Source organism: Klebsiella sp. A52 (assembly GCF_018388785.1).
GTDB classification, from domain to species: domain Bacteria; phylum Pseudomonadota; class Gammaproteobacteria; order Enterobacterales; family Enterobacteriaceae; genus Klebsiella; species Klebsiella aerogenes.
Map to the genome: position 1 here is coordinate 1,667,026 of NZ_CP074437.1, position 19,694 is coordinate 1,686,719.

The 19,694-nt window shown below is 56.9% G+C and carries 19 protein-coding genes; 12 read left to right on the forward strand and 7 right to left on the reverse strand.

All coding sequences use genetic code 11. The features are described 5' to 3' along the window. Positions 1-289 precede the first annotated feature (289 nt). Positions 290-1,510, forward strand: coding sequence for an MFS transporter (locus tag KGA69_RS07760; RefSeq protein WP_213292965.1), 1,221 nt, complete (start codon positions 290-292; stop codon positions 1,508-1,510). 2 nt (positions 1,511-1,512) lie between these two features. Here KGA69_RS07760 and KGA69_RS07765 read toward each other — a convergent pair whose 3' ends face one another. Both KGA69_RS07765 and KGA69_RS07770 read right to left on the reverse strand, forming a co-directional pair. Next, complete coding sequence (locus KGA69_RS07765) at positions 1,513-2,070, reverse strand: DcrB family lipoprotein (RefSeq protein ID WP_045397026.1); 558 nt, start codon at positions 2,068-2,070, stop codon at positions 1,513-1,515. Between the two features lie 73 nt (positions 2,071-2,143). Continuing rightward, complete coding sequence (locus KGA69_RS07770; protein WP_045375765.1) at positions 2,144-2,809, reverse strand: 7-cyano-7-deazaguanine/7-aminomethyl-7-deazaguanine transporter; 666 nt, start codon at positions 2,807-2,809, stop codon at positions 2,144-2,146. Between the two features lie 207 nt (positions 2,810-3,016). Between KGA69_RS07770 and tusA the strand changes: the two genes are divergently transcribed. Continuing rightward, positions 3,017-3,262 carry a sulfurtransferase TusA gene (gene tusA, locus KGA69_RS07775; protein WP_015703711.1) on the forward strand — a complete coding sequence of 82 codons (246 nt, stop codon included), beginning with the start codon at positions 3,017-3,019 and terminating at the stop codon, positions 3,260-3,262. Between the two features lie 806 nt (positions 3,263-4,068). On the opposite strand, the gene zntA is transcribed toward tusA, so the two are convergent. Both zntA and KGA69_RS07785 read right to left on the reverse strand, forming a co-directional pair. After that, positions 4,069-6,276, reverse strand: a complete 2,208-nt coding sequence (gene zntA / locus KGA69_RS07780; protein WP_213292966.1) for a Zn(II)/Cd(II)/Pb(II) translocating P-type ATPase ZntA — start codon at positions 6,274-6,276, stop codon at positions 4,069-4,071. Positions 6,277-6,354: 78 nt separating this feature from the next. Continuing rightward, the gene (locus KGA69_RS07785) at positions 6,355-6,981 is read right to left on the reverse strand and encodes a lysoplasmalogenase (protein ID WP_015369312.1); all 627 of its coding nucleotides are present in this window, start codon (positions 6,979-6,981) and stop codon (positions 6,355-6,357) included. A 141-nt stretch (positions 6,982-7,122) separates the two neighbouring features. On the opposite strand from KGA69_RS07785, the gene KGA69_RS07790 reads away from it, so the two are divergent. Continuing rightward, a complete protein-coding gene (locus KGA69_RS07790) occupies positions 7,123-7,482 on the forward strand; it encodes a DUF2500 domain-containing protein (RefSeq protein WP_020077761.1) in 360 nt (119 codons plus the stop codon). 15 nt (positions 7,483-7,497) lie between these two features. On the opposite strand, the gene KGA69_RS07795 is transcribed toward KGA69_RS07790, so the two are convergent. Then, entirely contained in the window at positions 7,498-7,776 is a 279-nt protein-coding gene (locus KGA69_RS07795) for a DUF1145 family protein (RefSeq protein WP_015369314.1), read from the reverse strand. After that, positions 7,766-8,362, reverse strand: a complete 597-nt coding sequence (gene rsmD, locus KGA69_RS07800) for a 16S rRNA (guanine(966)-N(2))-methyltransferase (RefSeq protein ID WP_015703709.1) — start codon at positions 8,360-8,362, stop codon at positions 7,766-7,768. The genes KGA69_RS07795 and rsmD overlap by 11 nt, the downstream gene beginning before the upstream one ends. 193 nt (positions 8,363-8,555) lie before the next feature. Between rsmD and ftsY the strand changes: the two genes are divergently transcribed. From ftsY to livJ, 5 genes are all read left to right on the forward strand, one after another. Further along, the gene (gene ftsY, locus KGA69_RS07805) at positions 8,556-10,106 is read left to right on the forward strand and encodes a signal recognition particle-docking protein FtsY (protein WP_049060312.1); all 1,551 of its coding nucleotides are present in this window, start codon (positions 8,556-8,558) and stop codon (positions 10,104-10,106) included. A gap of 2 nt (positions 10,107-10,108) precedes the next feature. Then, entirely contained in the window at positions 10,109-10,777 is a 669-nt protein-coding gene (ftsE, locus tag KGA69_RS07810; RefSeq protein ID WP_015369317.1) for a cell division ATP-binding protein FtsE, read from the forward strand. Further along, complete coding sequence (ftsX, locus tag KGA69_RS07815; RefSeq protein ID WP_015369318.1) at positions 10,770-11,825, forward strand: permease-like cell division protein FtsX; 1,056 nt, start codon at positions 10,770-10,772, stop codon at positions 11,823-11,825. The genes ftsE and ftsX overlap by 8 nt, the downstream gene beginning before the upstream one ends. A 255-nt stretch (positions 11,826-12,080) precedes the next feature. Then, positions 12,081-12,935 (forward strand): RNA polymerase sigma factor RpoH, encoded by an 855-nt coding sequence (rpoH, locus tag KGA69_RS07820; RefSeq protein WP_002920815.1) that lies wholly within the window; start codon positions 12,081-12,083, stop codon positions 12,933-12,935. Between the two features lie 324 nt (positions 12,936-13,259). Then, positions 13,260-14,363 (forward strand): branched chain amino acid ABC transporter substrate-binding protein LivJ, encoded by a 1,104-nt coding sequence (gene livJ / locus KGA69_RS07825; protein WP_015369319.1) that lies wholly within the window; start codon positions 13,260-13,262, stop codon positions 14,361-14,363. A 395-nt stretch (positions 14,364-14,758) separates the two neighbouring features. Here livJ and panM read toward each other — a convergent pair whose 3' ends face one another. Continuing rightward, positions 14,759-15,142, reverse strand: coding sequence for an aspartate 1-decarboxylase autocleavage activator PanM (gene panM / locus KGA69_RS07830; protein WP_213292968.1), 384 nt, complete (start codon positions 15,140-15,142; stop codon positions 14,759-14,761). A gap of 422 nt (positions 15,143-15,564) precedes the next feature. Between panM and livK the strand changes: the two genes are divergently transcribed. From livK to livG, 4 genes are read left to right on the forward strand one after another with little or no spacing between them, the layout of a single operon-like run. Then, positions 15,565-16,674, forward strand: coding sequence for a high-affinity branched-chain amino acid ABC transporter substrate-binding protein LivK (gene livK, locus KGA69_RS07835; protein ID WP_045394819.1), 1,110 nt, complete (start codon positions 15,565-15,567; stop codon positions 16,672-16,674). A gap of 53 nt (positions 16,675-16,727) precedes the next feature. Continuing rightward, positions 16,728-17,654 (forward strand): high-affinity branched-chain amino acid ABC transporter permease LivH, encoded by a 927-nt coding sequence (gene livH / locus KGA69_RS07840; protein ID WP_015369323.1) that lies wholly within the window; start codon positions 16,728-16,730, stop codon positions 17,652-17,654. Then, positions 17,651-18,928: a branched chain amino acid ABC transporter permease LivM gene (livM, locus tag KGA69_RS07845; protein WP_049061451.1), complete on the forward strand. Its 1,278-nt coding sequence runs from the start codon at positions 17,651-17,653 to the stop codon at positions 18,926-18,928. Before livH ends, livM begins: the two co-directional genes overlap by 4 nt. After that, positions 18,925-19,692, forward strand: coding sequence for a high-affinity branched-chain amino acid ABC transporter ATP-binding protein LivG (gene livG, locus KGA69_RS07850; protein ID WP_213292970.1), 768 nt, complete (start codon positions 18,925-18,927; stop codon positions 19,690-19,692). The genes livM and livG overlap by 4 nt, the downstream gene beginning before the upstream one ends. The last annotated feature ends 2 nt before the right edge of the window (positions 19,693-19,694 follow it).

Consider the following 19,694-nt stretch of genomic DNA (forward strand, 5'->3'; position numbering starts at 1 on the left):
TTTATTAAATTTGCTTTACTTTAAAAATGTGACAGATAAATATCCTAATGTTATAGGAATGCTGATTTAAGGATAAAACGACGGCGCAGGTACGCTGCGGGGCGAAGTATAAGTAAATTAACTCTGCTTAATCAATGAATATCATCGGTAAGTTATGTCTTAATTTTACGACTTTTAAATTGCAAATCGCCGTTTAATTATTGGCAGGGTAATATTGCAGATAAAGGGCTGCTTTTCTGTACACACCGTGGTAATAGTGAAGCGTGTCGTATCAATTTGGTGGACCCCGATGCCTGAACCCGTCGCCGAACCCGTGCTCAGTGGATTGCGCCTCAATCTGCGGATTGTCTCCGTCGTTATTTTCAACTTTGCCAGCTATCTCACTATCGGCCTGCCGTTGGCGGTTTTGCCGGGCTACGTTCACGATGTGATGGGATTTAGCGCCTTCTGGGCCGGGCTGGTGATTAGCCTGCAGTATTTCGCCACGCTGCTGAGCCGACCGCACGCCGGGCGCTATGCCGACCAGCTAGGGCCGAAAAAGATTGTCGTTTTCGGCCTGTGCGGCTGTTTTCTGAGCGGCTTGAGCTACCTGCTGGCAGCCTGGAGTAGCGGTTGGCCGCTGCTGAGTCTGCTGCTGTTATGTCTGGGACGAGCGATCCTCGGCATTGGCCAGAGCTTCGCCGGCACGGGGTCGACGCTATGGGGCGTAGGCGTTGTCGGCTCGCTGCATATCGGGCGGGTGATTTCGTGGAACGGCATTGTGACCTACGGCGCGATGGCGATGGGCGCGCCGCTGGGCGTGCTGTGCTATTCATACATTGGCCTCAGCGGCCTGGCGATGGTCATTATGTCGGTTGCTCTGGTGGCTATCATTTGCGCGCTACCGCGAACGGCGGTGAAGGCAACGAAAGGGAAAGCGATGTCATTTCGTGCGGTGCTCGGCCGGGTTTGGCCTTACGGCATGGCGCTGGCGTTGGCTTCTGCCGGCTTCGGGGTTATCGCGACCTTTATTACCCTGTTTTATGACGCGAAAGGCTGGGACGGCGCGGCCTTTGCGTTAACGCTGTTCAGCTGCGCGTTTGTCGGCACGCGGCTGCTTTTTCCCAACGGCATTAACCGCTTAGGCGGCCTGAACGTGGCGATGCTCTGTTTTAGCGTGGAGGTTATTGGCCTGCTGCTGGTGGGCTTTGCACAGACGCCGCTGATGGCGAAAGTCGGGACTTTCCTCACCGGCGCGGGGTTCTCGCTGGTCTTCCCGGCGCTGGGTGTGGTGGCGGTTAAATCCGTGCCGCAGCACAATCAGGGCTCGGCGCTGGCGACCTATACCGTCTTTATGGATTTGTCGTTGGGGATAACCGGGCCGCTGGCCGGGCTTTTGATGGCGTGGACCGGGATACCGACGATTTATCTGGCGGCGGCAGGGCTGGTGATGGCCGCGCTACTGCTGGGCTGGCGGTTAAAAAAACGGCCCCCGGTCGTTGAACCGGAGGCCGCTGCATCAGGGCAATAAAATTAGTTAATGACCAGCGTGTTGACGATGCTTTCCGCTTCGGTTTGCGCCTGCTGCTGGTTGTCCGCTGGCAGTGTGACCTGCAGGGTCAGCAGTTTGTCATCGACCTTACCGAGCAGCACGGAAGACCATGCGGTCTGCCCCTTGGCGGAGATGATGCTGTCCAGTTGCTGTAAGGTGTGCCCTTTAATCTCAATAGATTTGTTAGACACAACCTGCAGCTGCGGGTCGCGGCTGCGCTGCTGATCTTCCAGACGTTTGGACAGCACCGCCAGATCTTCATTAGTGCTGTCGCCAACAATCACGATCACCGCTTTCTGGCCGGTGGCGTCGGAATAGACGTGCATATTGTTGGCCTGGGTACCGAGCTTACCGCTCTGATCTGCCATACCCGCAGGCAGGGTGAAGCTCAGTTTACCATCCAGCAGGCTAATCGCCTGGCCGCTGGTGTTGCTCTCTGCTGCTGCCCCGACGGTCGGCGCTTTTGAATCGCTGTTATCACAGGCCGCAAGCCCCATAACCAGCAGGCCAATACCGACATATTTAACCAAATTGCGCATTGACATCTTCCTTTCGATAAACGGCCATTAACGGCTCATCCGGTTATCTTATCACAACCGTTAGCGAGTACCTTTAACCTGGCTGCAATGCCGACAAATCAGATTTATCCGCCAGTCTTTTCAACAGCATATTCAACAGCACGCCGTACATCGGCAGGAAGAAGACGATGCTGATGAGCACTTTAAAGCAGTAGTCGACGGTGGCGATTTCCCCCCAGTGGGCGGCCATAAACGGATCCGGGCTGCGCCAGAAGGCGATGAAGAAGAAAGCCAGGGTATCGCTGACGTTGCCAAACAGGGTCGACGCGGTCGGCGCCAGCCACCAGCGGCGATTCTGACGCAGGCGGTTGAAGACGTGGACATCGAGAATTTGCCCCAGCGCATAGGCCATAAAGCTGGCGGCGGCGATACGGGCAACGAACAGATTAAAGGTGCCCAGCGCGGCAAAGCCCTGCCACTCGCCCATGTAAAACAGCGCCGAAATGCCATAGGAAATAATCAGCGCCGGGATCATCACCGCGAAGATGATGCGTCGCGCCAGCGGGGCGCCAAAAATGCGTACCGTCAGATCGGTGGCGAGAAAAATAAAGGGAAAACTGAACGCGCCCCAGGTGGTATGAAAACCAAAAATGGAGATCGGCAGCTGGACCAGATAGTTGCTGGAGGTGATCACCAGCAGATGAAATAGCGAAAGCCAGACGAGCGCTTTCTTACGCTGTACGGTAGTAAAGGGATTCATATTGTGACCTTTTTATGCCCGTCATGCTTCACATCAATGAAGGAATCGGGAGCGGAACGTTGGGGTGAGGGAACCCAATTAAAAACGGCTGCATGATACTGCGTTGCGAGCGTAATGCAATGGTTGTTTTTCGCGCAAACGTTAACCTGGCTTGCGTACTGGCGAAGTGGGGGTAAACTAGGGCCGTTTTGTTGAAGTGAGATAAAAATGAGCGAACTTTTCTCCAGTCCTGACCATACGCTGGACGCCCTGGGGCTCCGCTGCCCGGAGCCGGTGATGATGGTGCGTAAAACCGTACGCACCATGCCGGTGGGCGAGACCCTGCTGATTATTGCCGACGACCCGGCCACCACCCGCGATATCCCCGGTTTTTGCCTCTTTATGGAGCATGAACTGGTGGCGCAGGAAACCGAAGCCCTGCCGTACCGTTATCTGATCCGTAAAAGCCACTGAGCCCATCCCGGATGGCGGCGCCTTGCGCCTTATCCGGGCTACCCAACGGTCCGCAACCGTAGCTCTCTCAAGCGCAGCGCGAGCAGGGAATATCCCCGGATGGCGGCGCGTTGCGCCTTATCCGGGCTACCCGACGGTCTGGAACCGTAGCCCTCTCAAGCGCAGCGCGAGCAGTGAATACCCCCGGATGGCGGCGCGTTGCGCCTTATCCGGGCTACCCAAAGGCCTGGAACCGTAGCCCTGCTAAGCGTAGCGCGAGCAGGGCATATCCCCGGATAGCGGCGTGTTGCGCCTTATCCGGGCTACCCAAAGGCCTGGAATCGTAGCCCTGCTAAGCGCAGCGCGAGCAGGGAATATCCCCGGATAGCGGCGCGTTGCGCCTTATCCGGGCTACTCAATGGTCTGGAATCGTAGCCCTGCTAAGCGCAGCGTGAGCAGGGAATACCCCCGGATGGCGGCGCGTTGCGCCTTATCCGGGCTACCCAACGCTCCGGAACCGTAGCCCTGCTAAGCGTAGCGCGAGCAGGGAATATCCCCGGATGGCGGCGCGTTGCGCCTTATCCGGGCTACCCAAAGACCTGGAATCGTAGTCCTGCTAAGCGTAGCGCGAGCAGGGAATATCCCCGGATGGCGGCGCGTTGCGCCTTATCCGGGCTACCCAAAGGCTGGAACCGTAGCCCTGCTAAGCGCAGCGCGAGCAGGGAATCCCCCCGGATGGCGGCGCGTTGCGCCTTATCCGGGCTACCCTACGGTCCGCAACCGTAGCCCTGCCAGGTGCAGTGCGAGCAGGGAATATCGCTTCAACATTACTTTTTACGCAATAACCGCAGTGCGTTAGCCGTTACCAGCACCGTCGCGCCGGTATCCGCCAGCACCGCCAGCCACAACCCGGTCAGGCCGAGAAGGGTCGTGACGAGGAAAATCCCCTTCAACCCTAAAGCGATGGCGATATTCTGGCGAATATTGGCATGGGTGGCGCGAGCCAGCGAAATCATCTGCGCCAGGCCGGTGAGGCGGTTATGGGTTAGCGCCGCGTCGGCGGTCTCCAGCGCTACATCGGTGCCGCTGCCCATCGCAATACCGATGGTTGCCGCTTTCATCGCCGGGGCATCGTTGATACCGTCGCCGACCATAGCCAGCGGCGCATTGGCGTTAAGCGCCATCACCGCTTGCACTTTGTCTGCCGGCAGCAATCCGGCGCGGAACTCCAGACCCAGTTCATTGGCGATAGCCGCCGCAGCGCGCGGGTTATCCCCGGTAAGAATCACTCCTTGCACACCCAATTGATGCAGCTCATCCACCGCCTGACGCGCATCGTCGCGCAGGGTATCGCGCAGCGCCAGAATGCCGAGCAGCGTATCATCGCGCATCACCAGCACCACCGTCTGTCCGGCGCTCTCCAGTTGCTGGATCTGCGCCTCATGCTCAGCAGATGCAGCCTTACTGGCCGCGCAGATTAAGATGCGGCTGCCGTTGACCTCGGCCTCTATCCCGGAACCGGCCAGCGCCCGCTGGTTGTGCGCAACGGGAATAGTCAGCTTACGCTGCTGCGCTTCGCGGATGATAGCCTGCGCCAGCGGGTGGCTGGAGCCTTGTTCAACCGCTGCCGCCAGCGCCAGCAGGCCGTTTTCATCAACGTTGGCGGCGGCGATAACGCGGGTGACCTGCGGTTGGCCGATGGTCAGAGTACCGGTTTTATCGAACGCCACCTGGCGCACCTGGCCCAATTGTTCCAGCGCCGCGCCGCCTTTAATCAGCGCCCCGCGCCGCGCGGCGACCGCCAGACCGGAGGTAATCGCCGCCGGGGTAGAGATGACCAGCGCGCAAGGGCAGCCGATTAACAGCAGCGTTAAGCCTTTATAGATCCACGGCAGCCAGGCGCTGGCGAAGAACAGCGGCGGTACGATGGCAACCAGCAGGGCGACCACCATAATGGCCGGGGTGTAGATCCGGCTGAAGCGATCGATGAAGCGCTCAATCGGCGCCCGGCGCTCCTCGGCTTCTTCAATCAGTTTGAGGATCCGGTCAATGGCGCTATCGCCCGGTTCGGAGATAACGGTCAACTGTACCAGGCGATCGACGCTGGTGGCGCCGGCGGCTACGCGCTCGCCGGCTTTACGCTCCACCGGTACCGATTCGCCGGTCAGCGCGCTTTCGTCAAAACTGGCAAACGGCGATAGCAGCTCGCCATCGGCCGGCAGACGCCCGCCGGCGGCGACCTCAATCACATCGCCGGGGCGAAGGTCACGTTGGGCGACGGTCTCACGCTCGCCGTTGCGCAGGCGAACGGCGGTATCAGGTTTGAGCGCCATCAGGGCGCTCACGCCTTGGCGCGCGCGGCTGGCGGCCCAGCCTTCAAGCCGTTCGCCGATCAGAAACAGCAGCAGAACCATTGCCGCTTCGGCGGTGGCGCCGATAAACAACGCGCCGATAGCGGCAACGCTCATCAGCGTTTCAATGGCAAACCAGCTGCCGCTTTTAATCAACCGCAGCGCCTGGCGGGCAACCGGCCACAGGCCGACGAGGGTAGTGGCGACAAACGCCAGCTTGCCGAACGGGTGGTTAAACTGCTCGAGCCCCCAGCTGAGCGCCATCATCACTACCAGACTCAATAACGCCAGGTTTTCCTGCAGCCATGAACGTTGCGGTTTCTCTTCCTGCGGCGCGTCAGCATCGCGCAGGGTATAACCCGCGGCGCGTACCGCGTTTTCGACCTGCGAACGGATATCGCTTTCGGCATTGACCAGCAGCTTCTCGGTGGCGAACAGCACTTGCACCTGGCTGACGCCGTCGATTTGGCGCACGGCGGTTTCCACCTTACGGGCGCAGGCCGCGCAGTCCATGCCGTCTACCTGCCAGCTATAACGGGCGCCGTTGAGCGGCTGTTCAGCGGCGGCGGTTTCCCCGGCGCAGGCGCGATCGGTACAGCAGCTTTCAGCGGGCTCTGTCGCCGGGGTAAATTTGAATGACGAGAACTGGGGGACTTTTTTGTCCTGAGATTCTGGTGTCGACATGGCACCCTCCGGGTAATGATAATTTTCTCATTACCCGCAGGATACACTCTGGAGTCGACTCCAGAGTCAAGCAGTAAATTACAGATATAGCGCGCGAACGATCAGGAAGTGCCCGGCAAAGTAGAAGGCCGCGGAAATGGCGTTATCGGCGCGGAAGCGACGGCGATAGTGGCTAATCAGCCAGACGGCGTTACCCAACAGCAGCGAAGCGGCGCCAAGGAATCCGGAGAGCGCGGTATCGGTCGGCCGCACGAACCACAGTTCGCCCGCCAGCCACACCATCACCAGCGTCATACCGATAAAGGTTAATACCGGCATGCGCATCTCTTCCAGACGCGTCCAGATAATCGCCAGCAGCAGCGCGCCGAGCACCAACAGGACCAGCGGCAGCGGCCAGAAGAACGATAGCGTCATCTGGCTGGCGAACCAGATCGTATACAGCAGATGAGAGAGGAAGAATGCGCCGACCGCGTACATCACCCGCTGGCGCGGCAGCAGGGTTAACGCATCGCCGAGCAGCGAAGCGCACAGGCCCGCCAGCACCAGGTAGCTAATGGCGTTGAACATCGGCGCCTGCCAGGCTAACAGCAGCAACAGAAGCAGGGTGACCGGTTTAAAGACCCAGCGCTGCCAGGCTGGCCCACGATAGGACGCATCGACGTACAGCCATGCGGAGAAACAGACAGCAATAAACGACCAAAGCATAGTAAGTCCCTGTATCTGTTATCATTAAATAAGCGATTACGCTTACGGTACCGGATCTCAGTGTAGTGGTTTGGGCCAGAAGATGACAACGTTATTCAATGCGCGTTATCCTTATTCCTGATAATTCTTATGGGTACGCAAATGAGTAAAGTTCCGCTATTTTTTGTGCTGGTGGTCGCGGTGATTGTGGTGGCGGCCTCGTTTCGCTACGTGCAGCAGCGCCGGGAGAAAATGGATAACGACGCCGCGCCGCTGCTGCAGAAGCGGGTGGTGGTCAGCAATAAGCGGGAAAAGGTGATTAACGATCGTCGCTCGCGCCAGCAGACGGTGACGCCAGCCGGAAGCGAGATGCGTTATGAAGCGAGCTTCCGCCCGGAAAATGGCGGACTGGAAGTGGTGTTCCGCCTTGATGCGCCGCAATACCACGCGCTGAGCGTTGGCGACCGGGGAATGCTGAGCTATAAGGGCTCTAAATTCGTCGACTTTGTTGCCGATAACTGAGCCCTCGATTAACCGTTACTTCTTCTTCAGCGTGGCCTTCAGCTTTTTCTGCCAGGCCACCAGTTCAAATACGCCGAAGATGAAAATACGAATCTGCTCAAAACGGCTCAGCGGCGGCGCATCTTTCGTTTGCGTCGCTTTCAACAGCGTCAGCTGCAGGCCATGCATCAGAATCATAAAAATCAGCGCCACGTTAACGAAGATATTCAGCGGTTTTGGGAAAGGTTGAAACAGGTTCAACAGCAAAAACGCCCAAACGCATAGCATCAGCAGGCGGCCTAAATTAATCAGCATGGTTTTCTCCTTGTGCCTCGCGTTGATACAGGCGGTAGGCGACCTGTCCGGCGACTTTTTCGCGATACAGCTGCCAGTTTGCCGGAACCGGCGGTAGTCCGTTTTCTACTTCGCTCTCGACATAAATCAGCGCTTCATCAGCGAGCCAGTGGTTTTTTTCCAGCAGGCTGAGCGTTTCTTCCAGCAGCCCTTTGCGGAAGGGGGGATCGACGAAGACAATGTGGTGCGGCGTGCCCGGCTGGCTGAGAAACGCCAGCGTGTTGGTGTTGACCACCTTGCCGTTGCTGGCTTTCAGCGTCGCGAGATTTTTTTGTAGCTGCTGCGCGACGCCGCGCTCCATTTCCAGTAGCGTGGTGCTGGCGGCATAGCGTGATAGCGCTTCCAGCCCCAGCGCGCCGCTGCCGGCGAAGCAGTCAAGGCAGTGGGCGTCGACCATCGACGGCGCCAGCCAGTTAAAAAGCGTTTCCCGAACCCGGTCGGTGGTCGGGCGCAGACCCGGGCTCTCCGGCACCGGTAATTTACGGCCCCGCCACTGTCCGCCAATAATGCGGATCTGGCCGCTGCCTGCGTGATTTGGTTTCTTCATCTCTTTGCTCAAGTCTCAACTTCCAGCCTGCTATTCTAACGATCGAAGACCATTGACGAAACCTTAATCCGGGGGCGGTGATGCGAGTTAAGTTAAGTGATAGACTATCCAACTAATTTCATCATTTTTTCAGCTTCTGAATCGGTTGTATCGAAGCTGCGCCATGAATAAACAGCGAGGAGTGTGGTCGCAAATGGCAAAAGAGAAAAAACGTGGCTTCTTTTCCTGGCTGGGCTTTGGGCAAAAAGAACAGGCTCAGGAAAGCGAAACAGAACAAAAAGTAGAAGAACAACAAGAGGTTGCGGAACAGACTCCGGCGGCGGAAACGCCTGCGGAAACCGTACCCGCGGCGGAAACGGTAAAAGAAGACCCGGAGGCCTTTGCTGCCGAGGTCGTAGAAGTTACCGAACAAGTTGTTGAGAGCGAACTGCCGCATCCGGTGGCGACCGAAGCCGTTTCGCAAGAAAACGTGGCTGAATCGCCAGTGGCGGAAGAAATTTCTGTCCCAGAGACCGCAGTTGAAGAAGAGCCGGTTGTTCCTGCGGTAGAAGAAAAAGTCGCTGAACCGCTGGTTGAAGAGGTGATTGCCGAGCCGGTTATCGCCGAAGCGGTCGCTGAACAGACGCCGGAAGAGGTTATCGTCGCGGAGCCTGAAGTCATCGAAGATGAGGTCCTCCCGGAAGAGTCTGAAGCCGAATTAAGCGATGAAGAGCTTGAAGCGCAGGCGCTGGCGGCGCAAGACGTCGAAGAGGCGCCGGAAGAGCTGGCGGAAGAAGACGCGGAAACTCAGGAAGCGCCGCAGCAGGAGCAGGAAAAACCGACTAAAGAAGGTTTCTTCGCCCGCTTAAAACGCAGCCTGGTGAAAACCAAACAGAATCTGGGTTCCGGGTTTATCAGCCTGTTCCGCGGTAAAAAAATCGACGACGATCTGTTTGAAGAGCTGGAAGAACAGCTGCTGATTGCCGACGTTGGGGTGGAAACCACGCGTAAGATTATTACCAATCTTACCGAGGGGGCCAGCCGTAAGCAGCTGCGCGACGCCGAGGCGTTATACGGTCTGCTGAAAGAAGAGATGAGCGAGATCCTGACGAAAGTTGAGGAACCGCTGAATGTTGAAGGGAAAACGCCATTTGTTATTCTGATGGTCGGCGTTAATGGCGTGGGTAAAACCACCACCATCGGTAAGCTGGCGCGTCAGTTCGAGCAGCAGGGTAAATCAGTGATGCTGGCGGCGGGGGATACCTTCCGCGCGGCGGCGGTGGAACAGCTGCAGGTCTGGGGCCAGCGTAACGAGATCCCGGTGATTGCCCAGCATACCGGCGCTGATTCAGCCTCGGTTATTTTTGACGCCATTCAGGCGGCGAAAGCGCGCAATATTGATGTGCTGATTGCCGATACCGCGGGTCGTCTGCAGAATAAATCGCACCTGATGGAAGAACTGAAGAAGATTGTCCGCGTAATGAAGAAACTGGATGTCGACGCGCCGCATGAAGTCATGCTGACCATCGACGCCAGCACCGGGCAGAACGCGATAAGCCAGGCCAAACTGTTCCACGAAGCGGTGGGGCTGACCGGCATTACGTTGACTAAGCTTGACGGAACCGCGAAGGGCGGGGTTATCTTCTCAGTGGCTGACCAGTTCAGTATTCCGATTCGCTATATTGGCGTCGGCGAACGTATTGAAGATCTGCGTCCGTTTAATGCGGGCGACTTTATTGAGGCACTTTTTGCCCGAGAGGATTAAGAATGATTCGCTTTGAACAAGTCAGCAAAGCCTATCTCGGTGGGAGACAAGCGCTGCAGGGGGTGACGTTCCACCTGCAGCAGGGCGAGATGGCGTTCCTGACCGGCCATTCCGGCGCGGGGAAAAGTACCTTGCTGAAGCTTATCTGTGGTATCGAACGGCCGAGCGCCGGGAAAATTCTGTTCAGCGGCCATGATATCAGCCGCCTGAAGAGCCGCGAGGTGCCGTTCCTGCGCCGCCAAATCGGCATGATTTTCCAGGACCACCACCTGCTGATGGATCGCACCGTGTTCGATAATGTGGCGATCCCGCTGATTATCGCCGGCGCCAGCGGCGATGATATTCGCCGTCGCGTATCCGCAGCGCTGGATAAAGTCGGGCTGCTGGACAAAGCGAAAAATTTCCCCATCCAACTCTCCGGCGGTGAGCAACAGCGCGTGGGCATTGCCCGCGCGGTGGTCAACAAGCCGGCGGTGCTGCTGGCGGATGAACCGACCGGTAACCTCGATGAGGCGCTCTCGGAAGGGATTTTACGTCTGTTTGAAGAGTTTAACCGCGTAGGTGTAACGGTACTGATGGCGACGCACGACCTGGGGCTTATTTCCAGCCGTCCGTACCGCGTCCTGACGCTGAGCGACGGTCATATGCATGGAGGCCATCGGGGTGAATAAGCGCGACGCAGTGAACCAGATTCGCCAGTTCGGCAGCAAGTTCGATCGTCTCCGTAACGCCACGGGCGGCGGCAACGGCGGACGCAATGCGCCAAAACGGCCAAAAGCGGCGCCGAACCCGGCATCGCGGAAGAGTAACGTCTTTAACGAGCAGGTGCGCTACGCCTGGCACGGCGCGTTACAGGATTTAAAAAGCACGCCGCTGGCGACCTTCCTCACCATCATGGTAATCGCCATTTCGCTGACGCTGCCGAGCGTCTGCTATATGGTCTACAAAAACGTCAATAGCGCGGCGTCGCAGTATTATCCGTCACCGCAGATCACCGTCTACCTGGAAAAAACGCTGGATGACGATGCGGCGGCGCGGGTGGTTGGCCAGCTGCAGGCGGAGCAGGGCGTTGAGAAGGTAAATTATCTGTCGCGCGATGAGGCGCTGGGCGAGTTCCGCAACTGGTCCGGGTTCGGCGGCGCGCTGGATATGCTGGAAGAGAACCCGCTGCCGGCGGTAGCGATTGTGGTGCCGAAGCTCGATTTCCAGAATACCGATTCGCTTAACACCCTGCGCGATCGCGTCTCCCGTATTCAGGGGGTCGACGAAGTGCGTATGGACGATAGCTGGTTTGCGCGCCTGGCGTCGCTGACCGGTCTGGTTGGCCGGGTGTCGGCGATGATCGGCGTGCTGATGATTGCCGCGGTGTTCCTGGTGATTGGCAACAGCGTGCGCCTGAGCATCTTCGCCCGTCGCGATACCATTAACGTCCAGAAGCTGATCGGCGCTACCGACGGTTTCATCCTGCGTCCGTTCCTTTATGGCGGCGCGCTGCTGGGTTTCGCCGGGGCGTTTTTGTCGCTGATCCTGTCGGAGATTCTGGTGATGCGCCTCTCCTCGGCGGTGACCGAAGTGGCGAAAGTGTTCGGCACCAAATTCGAACTCAGCGGTTTAGGCTTCGATGAGTGTTTGCTGATGCTAATCGTCTGCTCGATGATTGGCTGGGTCGCAGCCTGGCTGGCGACGGTGCAACATTTACGTCACTTTACCCCCGACTAAAAATTTTCTGGTATAATCTTTCCCTGCACTGAATATCTCTCTGCAGGGAAAGAGTCCCTGTTCGCCTCTTCCCTAATCTTTCATCTCCATGTCACATTTTGTGCGTAATTTACTCACAACGTTGCATGGAACTTGTGGATAAAATCACTGTCTGATACTACTGTGGGTGATATTCTCGTTGCTCATAAATGCTGGCATGTTTGTTGCCTGATGGGGACAAGATCATGTCAGACACTATCGATTGAGAGGATTTGAATGACCAAAGAAATGCAAACTTTAGCTTTAGCCCCCGTTGGTAACCTGGAATCGTACATCCGGGCCGCTAACACTTGGCCGATGTTATCGGCTGATGAAGAGCGGGAGCTTGCTGAAAAGCTGCATTACCAGGGCGATCTGGAAGCAGCGAAAAAGCTGATTCTGTCTCACCTGCGCTTTGTTGTTCATATTGCTCGTAACTACTCGGGCTATGGCCTGCCGCAGGCGGACCTGATTCAGGAAGGCAACATCGGTCTGATGAAAGCCGTACGTCGTTTCAACCCGGAAGTGGGTGTGCGACTGGTTTCCTTCGCCGTGCACTGGATTAAAGCGGAAATCCACGAATACGTGCTGCGTAACTGGCGTATCGTTAAAGTCGCAACCACCAAAGCGCAGCGTAAGCTGTTCTTCAACCTGCGTAAAACCAAGCAGCGTCTGGGCTGGTTTAACCAGGACGAAGTAGAGATGGTTGCCCGCGAGCTGGGTGTGTCGAGCAAAGACGTGCGTGAGATGGAATCACGTATGGCAGCGCAGGACATGACCTTTGATATGTCGTCCGATGACGAATCCGACAGCCAGCCGATGGCGCCGGTGCTCTATCTGCAGGACAAAACGTCTAACTTTGCCGACGGCATCGAAGACGATAACTGGGAAGAGCAGGCTGCTAATAAACTGACTGACGCGATGCAGGGCCTGGACGAGCGTAGCCAGGACATCATCCGCGCTCGCTGGCTGGACGAGGACAACAAGTCCACGCTGCAGGAGCTGGCGGATCGTTATGGCGTCTCGGCTGAACGTGTTCGTCAGCTGGAAAAGAACGCGATGAAAAAACTGCGCGCCGCTATCGAAGCCTAATCTTCGTCTTTCAGCGCCGTAGTGAATTGAGCCTCTGCTGTTTCAGCGGGGGCTTTTTGTTTTATATCCCCGTCATACCCGTTTCCCCTCTCCGCGCGAATTGCCGCGACGTTTTACTTCAGTCACATAACTTTTACATCTCCTGCAAATTGTTGTTTCAAATTCTGAAAAATGGGGTATGTTTTGGCATAGTGTGCTGCAAAAGCGCAGGCGGCAGACCCAAATACAGCCATACTATTCTTGGTATGGACTAAAAATCAGAATAATGCGCTAACAAACAACATCACAACAAATGCAAAAACCATAATAATGGGGAGCCTCAGGATGAATATGAAGGGTAAAGCGTTACTGGCAGGATGTATTGCTTTAATTATGAGCGGTTCCGCGCTGGCGGAAGACATTAAAATTGCCGTCGTGGGAGCGATGTCCGGCCCGGTTGCCCAGTATGGCGACCAGGAATTTACCGGCGCGGAGCAGGCGGTAGCTGATATCAACGCCAAGGGCGGTATCAAAGGCAATAAATTGCAGATCGTAAAATATGACGATGCCTGCGACCCGAAACAAGCGGTGGCGGTTGCGAACAAAGTGGTGAATGACGGCATTAAATACGTTATCGGTCACCTGTGTTCCTCATCCACTCAGCCGGCGTCTGACATCTATGAAGATGAAGGCATCCTGATGATTACCCCGGCGGCAACCGCGCCGGAACTGACGGCGCGCGGCTATAAGCTGATTCTGCGCACCACCGGTCTCGACTCCGATCAGGGGCCGACGGCGGCGAAATATATTCTCGGCACGGTGAAGCCGCAGCGCATTGCCGTCGTTCATGACAAACAGCAATATGGCGAAGGGCTGGCGCGCTCGGTTCAGGAAAACCTGAAGAAAGGCGGCGCCAACGTGGTGTTCTTTGACGGTATCACCGCCGGTGAGAAAGATTTCTCTACCCTGGTGGCGCGCCTTAAGAAAGAAAATATCGACTTCGTCTACTACGGCGGTTATCACCCGGAAATGGGGCAGATCCTGCGCCAGGCACGGGCTGCCGGCCTGAAAACCCAGTTTATGGGTCCGGAAGGCGTGGCTAACGTTTCCCTGTCTAATATCGCCGGCGAGTCGGCAGAAGGCCTGCTGGTCACCAAACCGAAAAACTACGATCAGGTTCCGGCGAACAAACCGATTGTGGATGCTATCAAAGCGAAGAAACAGGATCCGAGCGGCGCCTTCGTGTGGACCACCTATGCGGCGCTGCAGTCGCTGCAGGCGGGGTTAAATCAGTCCGAGGATCCGGCGGAAATCGCGAAATACCTGAAAGGGGCGAAGGTGGATACCGTTATGGGGCCGCTGTCGTGGGATGAGAAAGGCGACCTGAAAGGGTTCGAGTTTGGCGTGTTTACCTGGCATGCTAACGGTACAGCGACCGACGCCAAATAATTTAACCGGCGCCTTTCACGCCGCAGATGCGTTGTCTGCGGCCCTCAACCCCGGTCACTTACTGATGTAAGCTCCCGGGGATTTCGGGTCTTGACGCCTTGCTGCAACGCGAAATGCTGGGTTAAATGTGGGGGAGCCTTTCACGCCGCAGATGCATTGTCTGCGGCCCTCAACCCCGGTCACTTACTGATGTAAGCTCCCGGGGATTTCGGGTCTTGACGCCTTGCTGCGACGCGAAATGCTGGGTTAAATGTGGAGGAGCCTTTCACGCCGTAGATGCGTTGTCTGACCCCGGTTGCGCTGCGCTTACCGGGGCTACAATTTGCAGGTAGCCCGGCTAAGCGAAGCGCCGCCGGGTTCTTCCTTGGTCACGCTGCGTTTATTAGGGCTACGGCCTAATGCTTTTCCCAACCATTCTGCTGGGCGCTGAAACCGAGCGCCTGCATAAATGCCGCCATCACGCCGCGGTCTTCCACCCCCCTATCGGCAACGCGCCAGCTATTGATATTCGGGTTATCGCTTAACGTCTCTTCCACTAAATATTGCCCCACGCCGCGGCGGCGGGTGACTTCACGCACGCACAGATCGCTGAGCTCGCCTTCGACGCCGCGCAGGGTAACGCGTACGGCGCCGAGCAGACGTTCGTTAAAGCGGGCGGCGTAAATACGATGGTTTTCATCCAGCATCAGCGCCGCAGAATCCTGCGACGGCCAGATTTTGCCTAAATCAATGCGATCCTGATCGCTGAAGTGCTGTAAACGGATAATGGTGAGCTTCATACGCGGCAGTTCCAGTCAAAACAGATGCGACAGTGTACTCAAATTTCTTGTTTGGCGGGGCGCTGTTTTGCACTCATTCATTAGGGGATTCGTTTTCCTGGTTGCGTGGGGGTAGCGCAATACATTATGGATCGAAAAATAAGCAGAATTTTAACCTGATATGTAGCGTTTTATTCCGCCTTATATGCCGTTATTTTATGCTGTGAACTGGACTTTTTTTTGTTTATCTTCGCCTTAAACCAGAATATTATCTTTTCTTAATCACCTGAAAAATAGAGATTTTAATCATAATTCAGGTAAAAAACTGCGCTAAACCATTAAAGTTCATGGTAAAAATGGCGTTGTTTAATAAAAGCACAGAATGCTTTTTAACCATAAAAATACAAAACATTTACACCACATCACGAACGGGGTTCTGAAGCATGAAAAGGAACGCGAAAACGATCGTCGCGGGAGTCGTTGCATTAGCGATTTCCCACGCGGCGATGGCAAAGGATATTAAAGTCGCCGTCGTCGGCGCGATGTCTGGCCCGGTTGCCCAGTGGGGCGATATGGAATTCAACGGCGCGCGCCAGGCGATTAAAGACATTAACGCCAGCGGCGGCATTAAAGGCGACAAACTGGTTGGCGTTGAGTATGACGACGCCTGCGACCCGAAACAGGCGGTCGCGGTCGCTAACAAAATCGTCAATGACGGCATTCAGTACGTTATTGGTCACCTGTGTTCCTCTTCTACCCAGCCGGCTTCGGATATCTATGAAGACGAAGGTATCCTGATGATCTCCCCCGGGGCGACCAATCCTGAGCTGACCCAGCGTGGCTACCAGTACATCATGCGTACCGCCGGGCTTGACTCTTCCCAGGGGCCGACCGCCGCGAAATATATCCTCGAACACGTGAAGCCGCAGCGTATTGCGATTATTCATGACAAGCAGCAGTACGGCGAAGGGCTGGCGCGTTCCGTGCAGGACAACCTGAAGAAAGCCGGCGCCAATATCGTCTTCTTTGATGGCATCACCGCCGGTGAGAAAGACTTCTCCGCGCTGCTGGCGCGCCTGAAGAAAGAGAACATCGACTTCGTCTACTACGGCGGCTACTACCCGGAAATGGGGCAGATGCTGCGCCAGGCGCGCTCCGTCGGCCTGAAAACGCAGTTTATGGGGCCGGAAGGCGTCGGTAACGCCTCGCTGTCCAACATCGCCGGCGCGGCGGCGGAAGGTATGCTGGTGACGATGCCAAAACGCTATGACCAGGATCCGGCCAACAGCGCTATTGTTGATGCGCTGAAAGCGGATAAAAAAGATCCGAGCGGCCCGTACGTCTGGATCACCTATGCCGCCGTTCAGTCGCTGGCGCAGGCGATGGACAGAACCGGCAGCCAGCAGCCGCTGGATTTAATTAAAGATTTGAAAGCTCACGGCGCGAAGACCGTGATTGGGCCGCTGAAATGGGATGAAAAAGGCGATCTGAAGGGATTTGAATTTGGTGTCTTCCAGTGGCACGCGGATGGTTCATCCACCGTCGCTAAGTAAGACGCGTTATCCCACCGCCCGCACCGCGCGGGCGGCATGAAAAAGGTTACCTTATGTCCGAGCAGTTTCTCTATTTTCTGCAGCAGATGTTTAACGGCGTCACGCTGGGCAGTACCTATGCGCTGATCGCCATCGGCTATACGATGGTGTACGGCATTATCGGCATGATTAACTTCGCCCACGGCGAGGTCTACATGATCGGCAGCTACGTCTCGTTCATGATTATCGCCGCCCTGATGATGCTGGGTATCGATACCGGCTGGCTGCTGGTCGCCGCAGGCTTTATCGGCGCTATCATTATCGCCAGCGCCTACGGCTGGAGTATCGAGCGCGTGGCCTATCGGCCAGTTCGCAGCTCCAAGCGCCTGATCGCGCTGATTTCCGCCATCGGGATGTCGATATTCCTGCAGAACTTCGTCAGCCTGACCGAAGGTTCGCGCGATGTCGCGCTGCCGAGTCTCTTTAACGGCCAGTGGATTGTCGGCCACAGCGATAATTTCTCCGCCACTATCACTACCATGCAGCTGGTGATCTGGGTGGTCACCTTTATTGCCATGCTGGCGCTGACGCTGTTTATTCGCTATTCGCGAATGGGCCGCGCCTGTCGCGCCTGTGCGGAAGATCTGAAAATGGCGAGCCTGCTGGGCATCAATACCGACCGCGTTATTGCGCTGACCTTCGTCATTGGCGCGGCGATGGCGGCGGTCGCTGGCGTCCTGCTGGGGCAGTTCTACGGCGTTATTAATCCCTACATCGGCTTTATGGCCGGGATGAAGGCCTTTACCGCGGCTGTGCTCGGCGGTATCGGTAGTATCCCTGGCGCGATGATCGGCGGCCTGATTCTGGGTATCGCCGAGGCGCTCTCTTCTGCCTATCTCAGCACCGAATATAAGGACGTCGTCTCCTTCGCGCTGCTGATTCTGGTGCTGTTAGTGATGCCGACCGGCATTCTGGGCCGCCCGGAGGTAGAAAAAGTATGAAACCGATGCAAATTGCGATGGCGCTGCTTTCCGCCGCGATGTTCTTTGTTCTGGCGGGCGTCTTTATGGGCGTTCAGCTGGAGCTGAATGGCACCAAACTGGTGGTCGACACCGCCGCCGATATTCGTTGGCAGTGGATCTTCATCGGCACTGCGGTGGTCTTTTTCTTCCAGCTGCTGCGCCCGCTGTTCCAGAAAGCGGTTAAGAACGTCTCCGGGCCGAAATTTATTATGCCGGCGATTGACGGGTCGACGGTCAAGCAGAAGCTGTTCCTGATAGCCCTGCTGGTGATTGCCGTGGCCTGGCCGTTTATGGTGTCGCGCGGCACGGTGGATATTGCGACTCTGACGATGATTTATATCATCCTTGGTCTCGGGTTGAACGTGGTGGTTGGGCTTTCCGGTCTGCTGGTATTGGGCTACGGCGGGTTTTACGCCATCGGCGCCTATACCTTTGCGCTGCTTAATCACTATTACGGTCTCGGTTTCTGGACCTGCCTGCCGCTGGCCGGCCTGGTCTCCGCGGCGGCCGGCTTCCTGCTTGGCTTCCCGGTGCTGCGTCTGCGCGGCGACTACCTGGCGATTGTGACCTTAGGCTTCGGCGAGATCGTGCGCATTCTGCTGCTCAACAATACCGAGATCACCGGCGGGCCGAACGGTATCAGCCAGATCCCGAAACCAACCTTCTTTGGTCTTGAATTTAGCCGTACTGCCCGCGAAGGCGGCTGGGATACCTTCAGCAACTTCTTTGGCATGAAGTACGATCCCAGCGACCGGGTGATTTTCCTCTATCTGGTGGCGTTGCTGCTGGTGGTGCTCAGCCTGTTCGTTATTAATCGTCTGCTGCGGATGCCGCTTGGGCGGGCATGGGAAGCGCTGCGTGAAGATGAAATCGCCTGCCGTTCTCTGGGCCTGAGCCCGACGCGCATCAAGCTGACCGCCTTTACTATCAGCGCCGCATTTGCCGGCTTCGCCGGCACGCTGTTCGCCGCGCGCCAGGGCTTCGTGAGCCCGGAGTCCTTTACCTTCGCCGAGTCGGCCTTTGTGCTGGCGATCGTCGTGCTGGGTGGGATGGGCTCGCAGTTTGCGGTGATCCTGGCGGCTATTCTGCTGGTGGTATCGCGCGAGCTGATGCGTGATTTCAACGAATACAGCATGTTAATGCTCGGTGGGTTGATGGTGCTGATGATGATCTGGCGTCCGCAGGGGCTGTTGCCGATGACGCGCCCGCAGCTGAAGCTGAAAAACGGTCAGGCGAAAGGAGAGCAGGCATGAGTCAGCCAATATTATCCGTGAACGGCCTGATGATGCGTTTTGGCGGCCTGCTGGCGGTCAATAACGTCTCCCTTGATCTACGTCCGCAGGAAATCGTTTCCTTAATCGGCCCGAACGGCGCGGGTAAGACCACCGTTTTTAACTGCCTGACCGGTTTCTATAAACCTACCGGCGGCACCATTATGCTGCGCGACCAGCACCTGGAAGGGCTGCCGGGCCAGCAGATTGCGCGGATGGGGGTGGTGCGAACCTTCCAGCACGTGCGTCTGTTCCGCGAAATGACGGTGATTGAAAACCTGCTGGTGGCGCAGCATCAACAACTGAAAACCGGCGTCTTCTCCGGCCTGCTGAAAACGCCGGCCTTCCGTCGCGCGCAGAGCGAAGCGCTGGATCGGGCCGCCACCTGGCTTGAGCGTATCGGCCTGCTGGAGCACGCCAACCGCCAGGCCAGTAACCTGGCCTACGGCGACCAGCGCCGGCTGGAGATCGCCCGCTGTATGGTGACGCAGCCGGAGATCCTGATGCTTGATGAACCGGCGGCGGGGCTTAACCCGAAAGAGACCAAAGAGCTGGATGAGCTTATCGCCGAGCTGCGTAGCCATCACAACACCACCATCCTGCTTATCGAACATGATATGAAGCTGGTGATGGGCATTTCCGATCGCATCTACGTCGTGAATCAGGGGACGCCGCTGGCCAACGGGACGCCGGAAGAGATTCGTAATAACCCGGACGTGATCCGCGCCTATTTAGGTGAAGCATAATG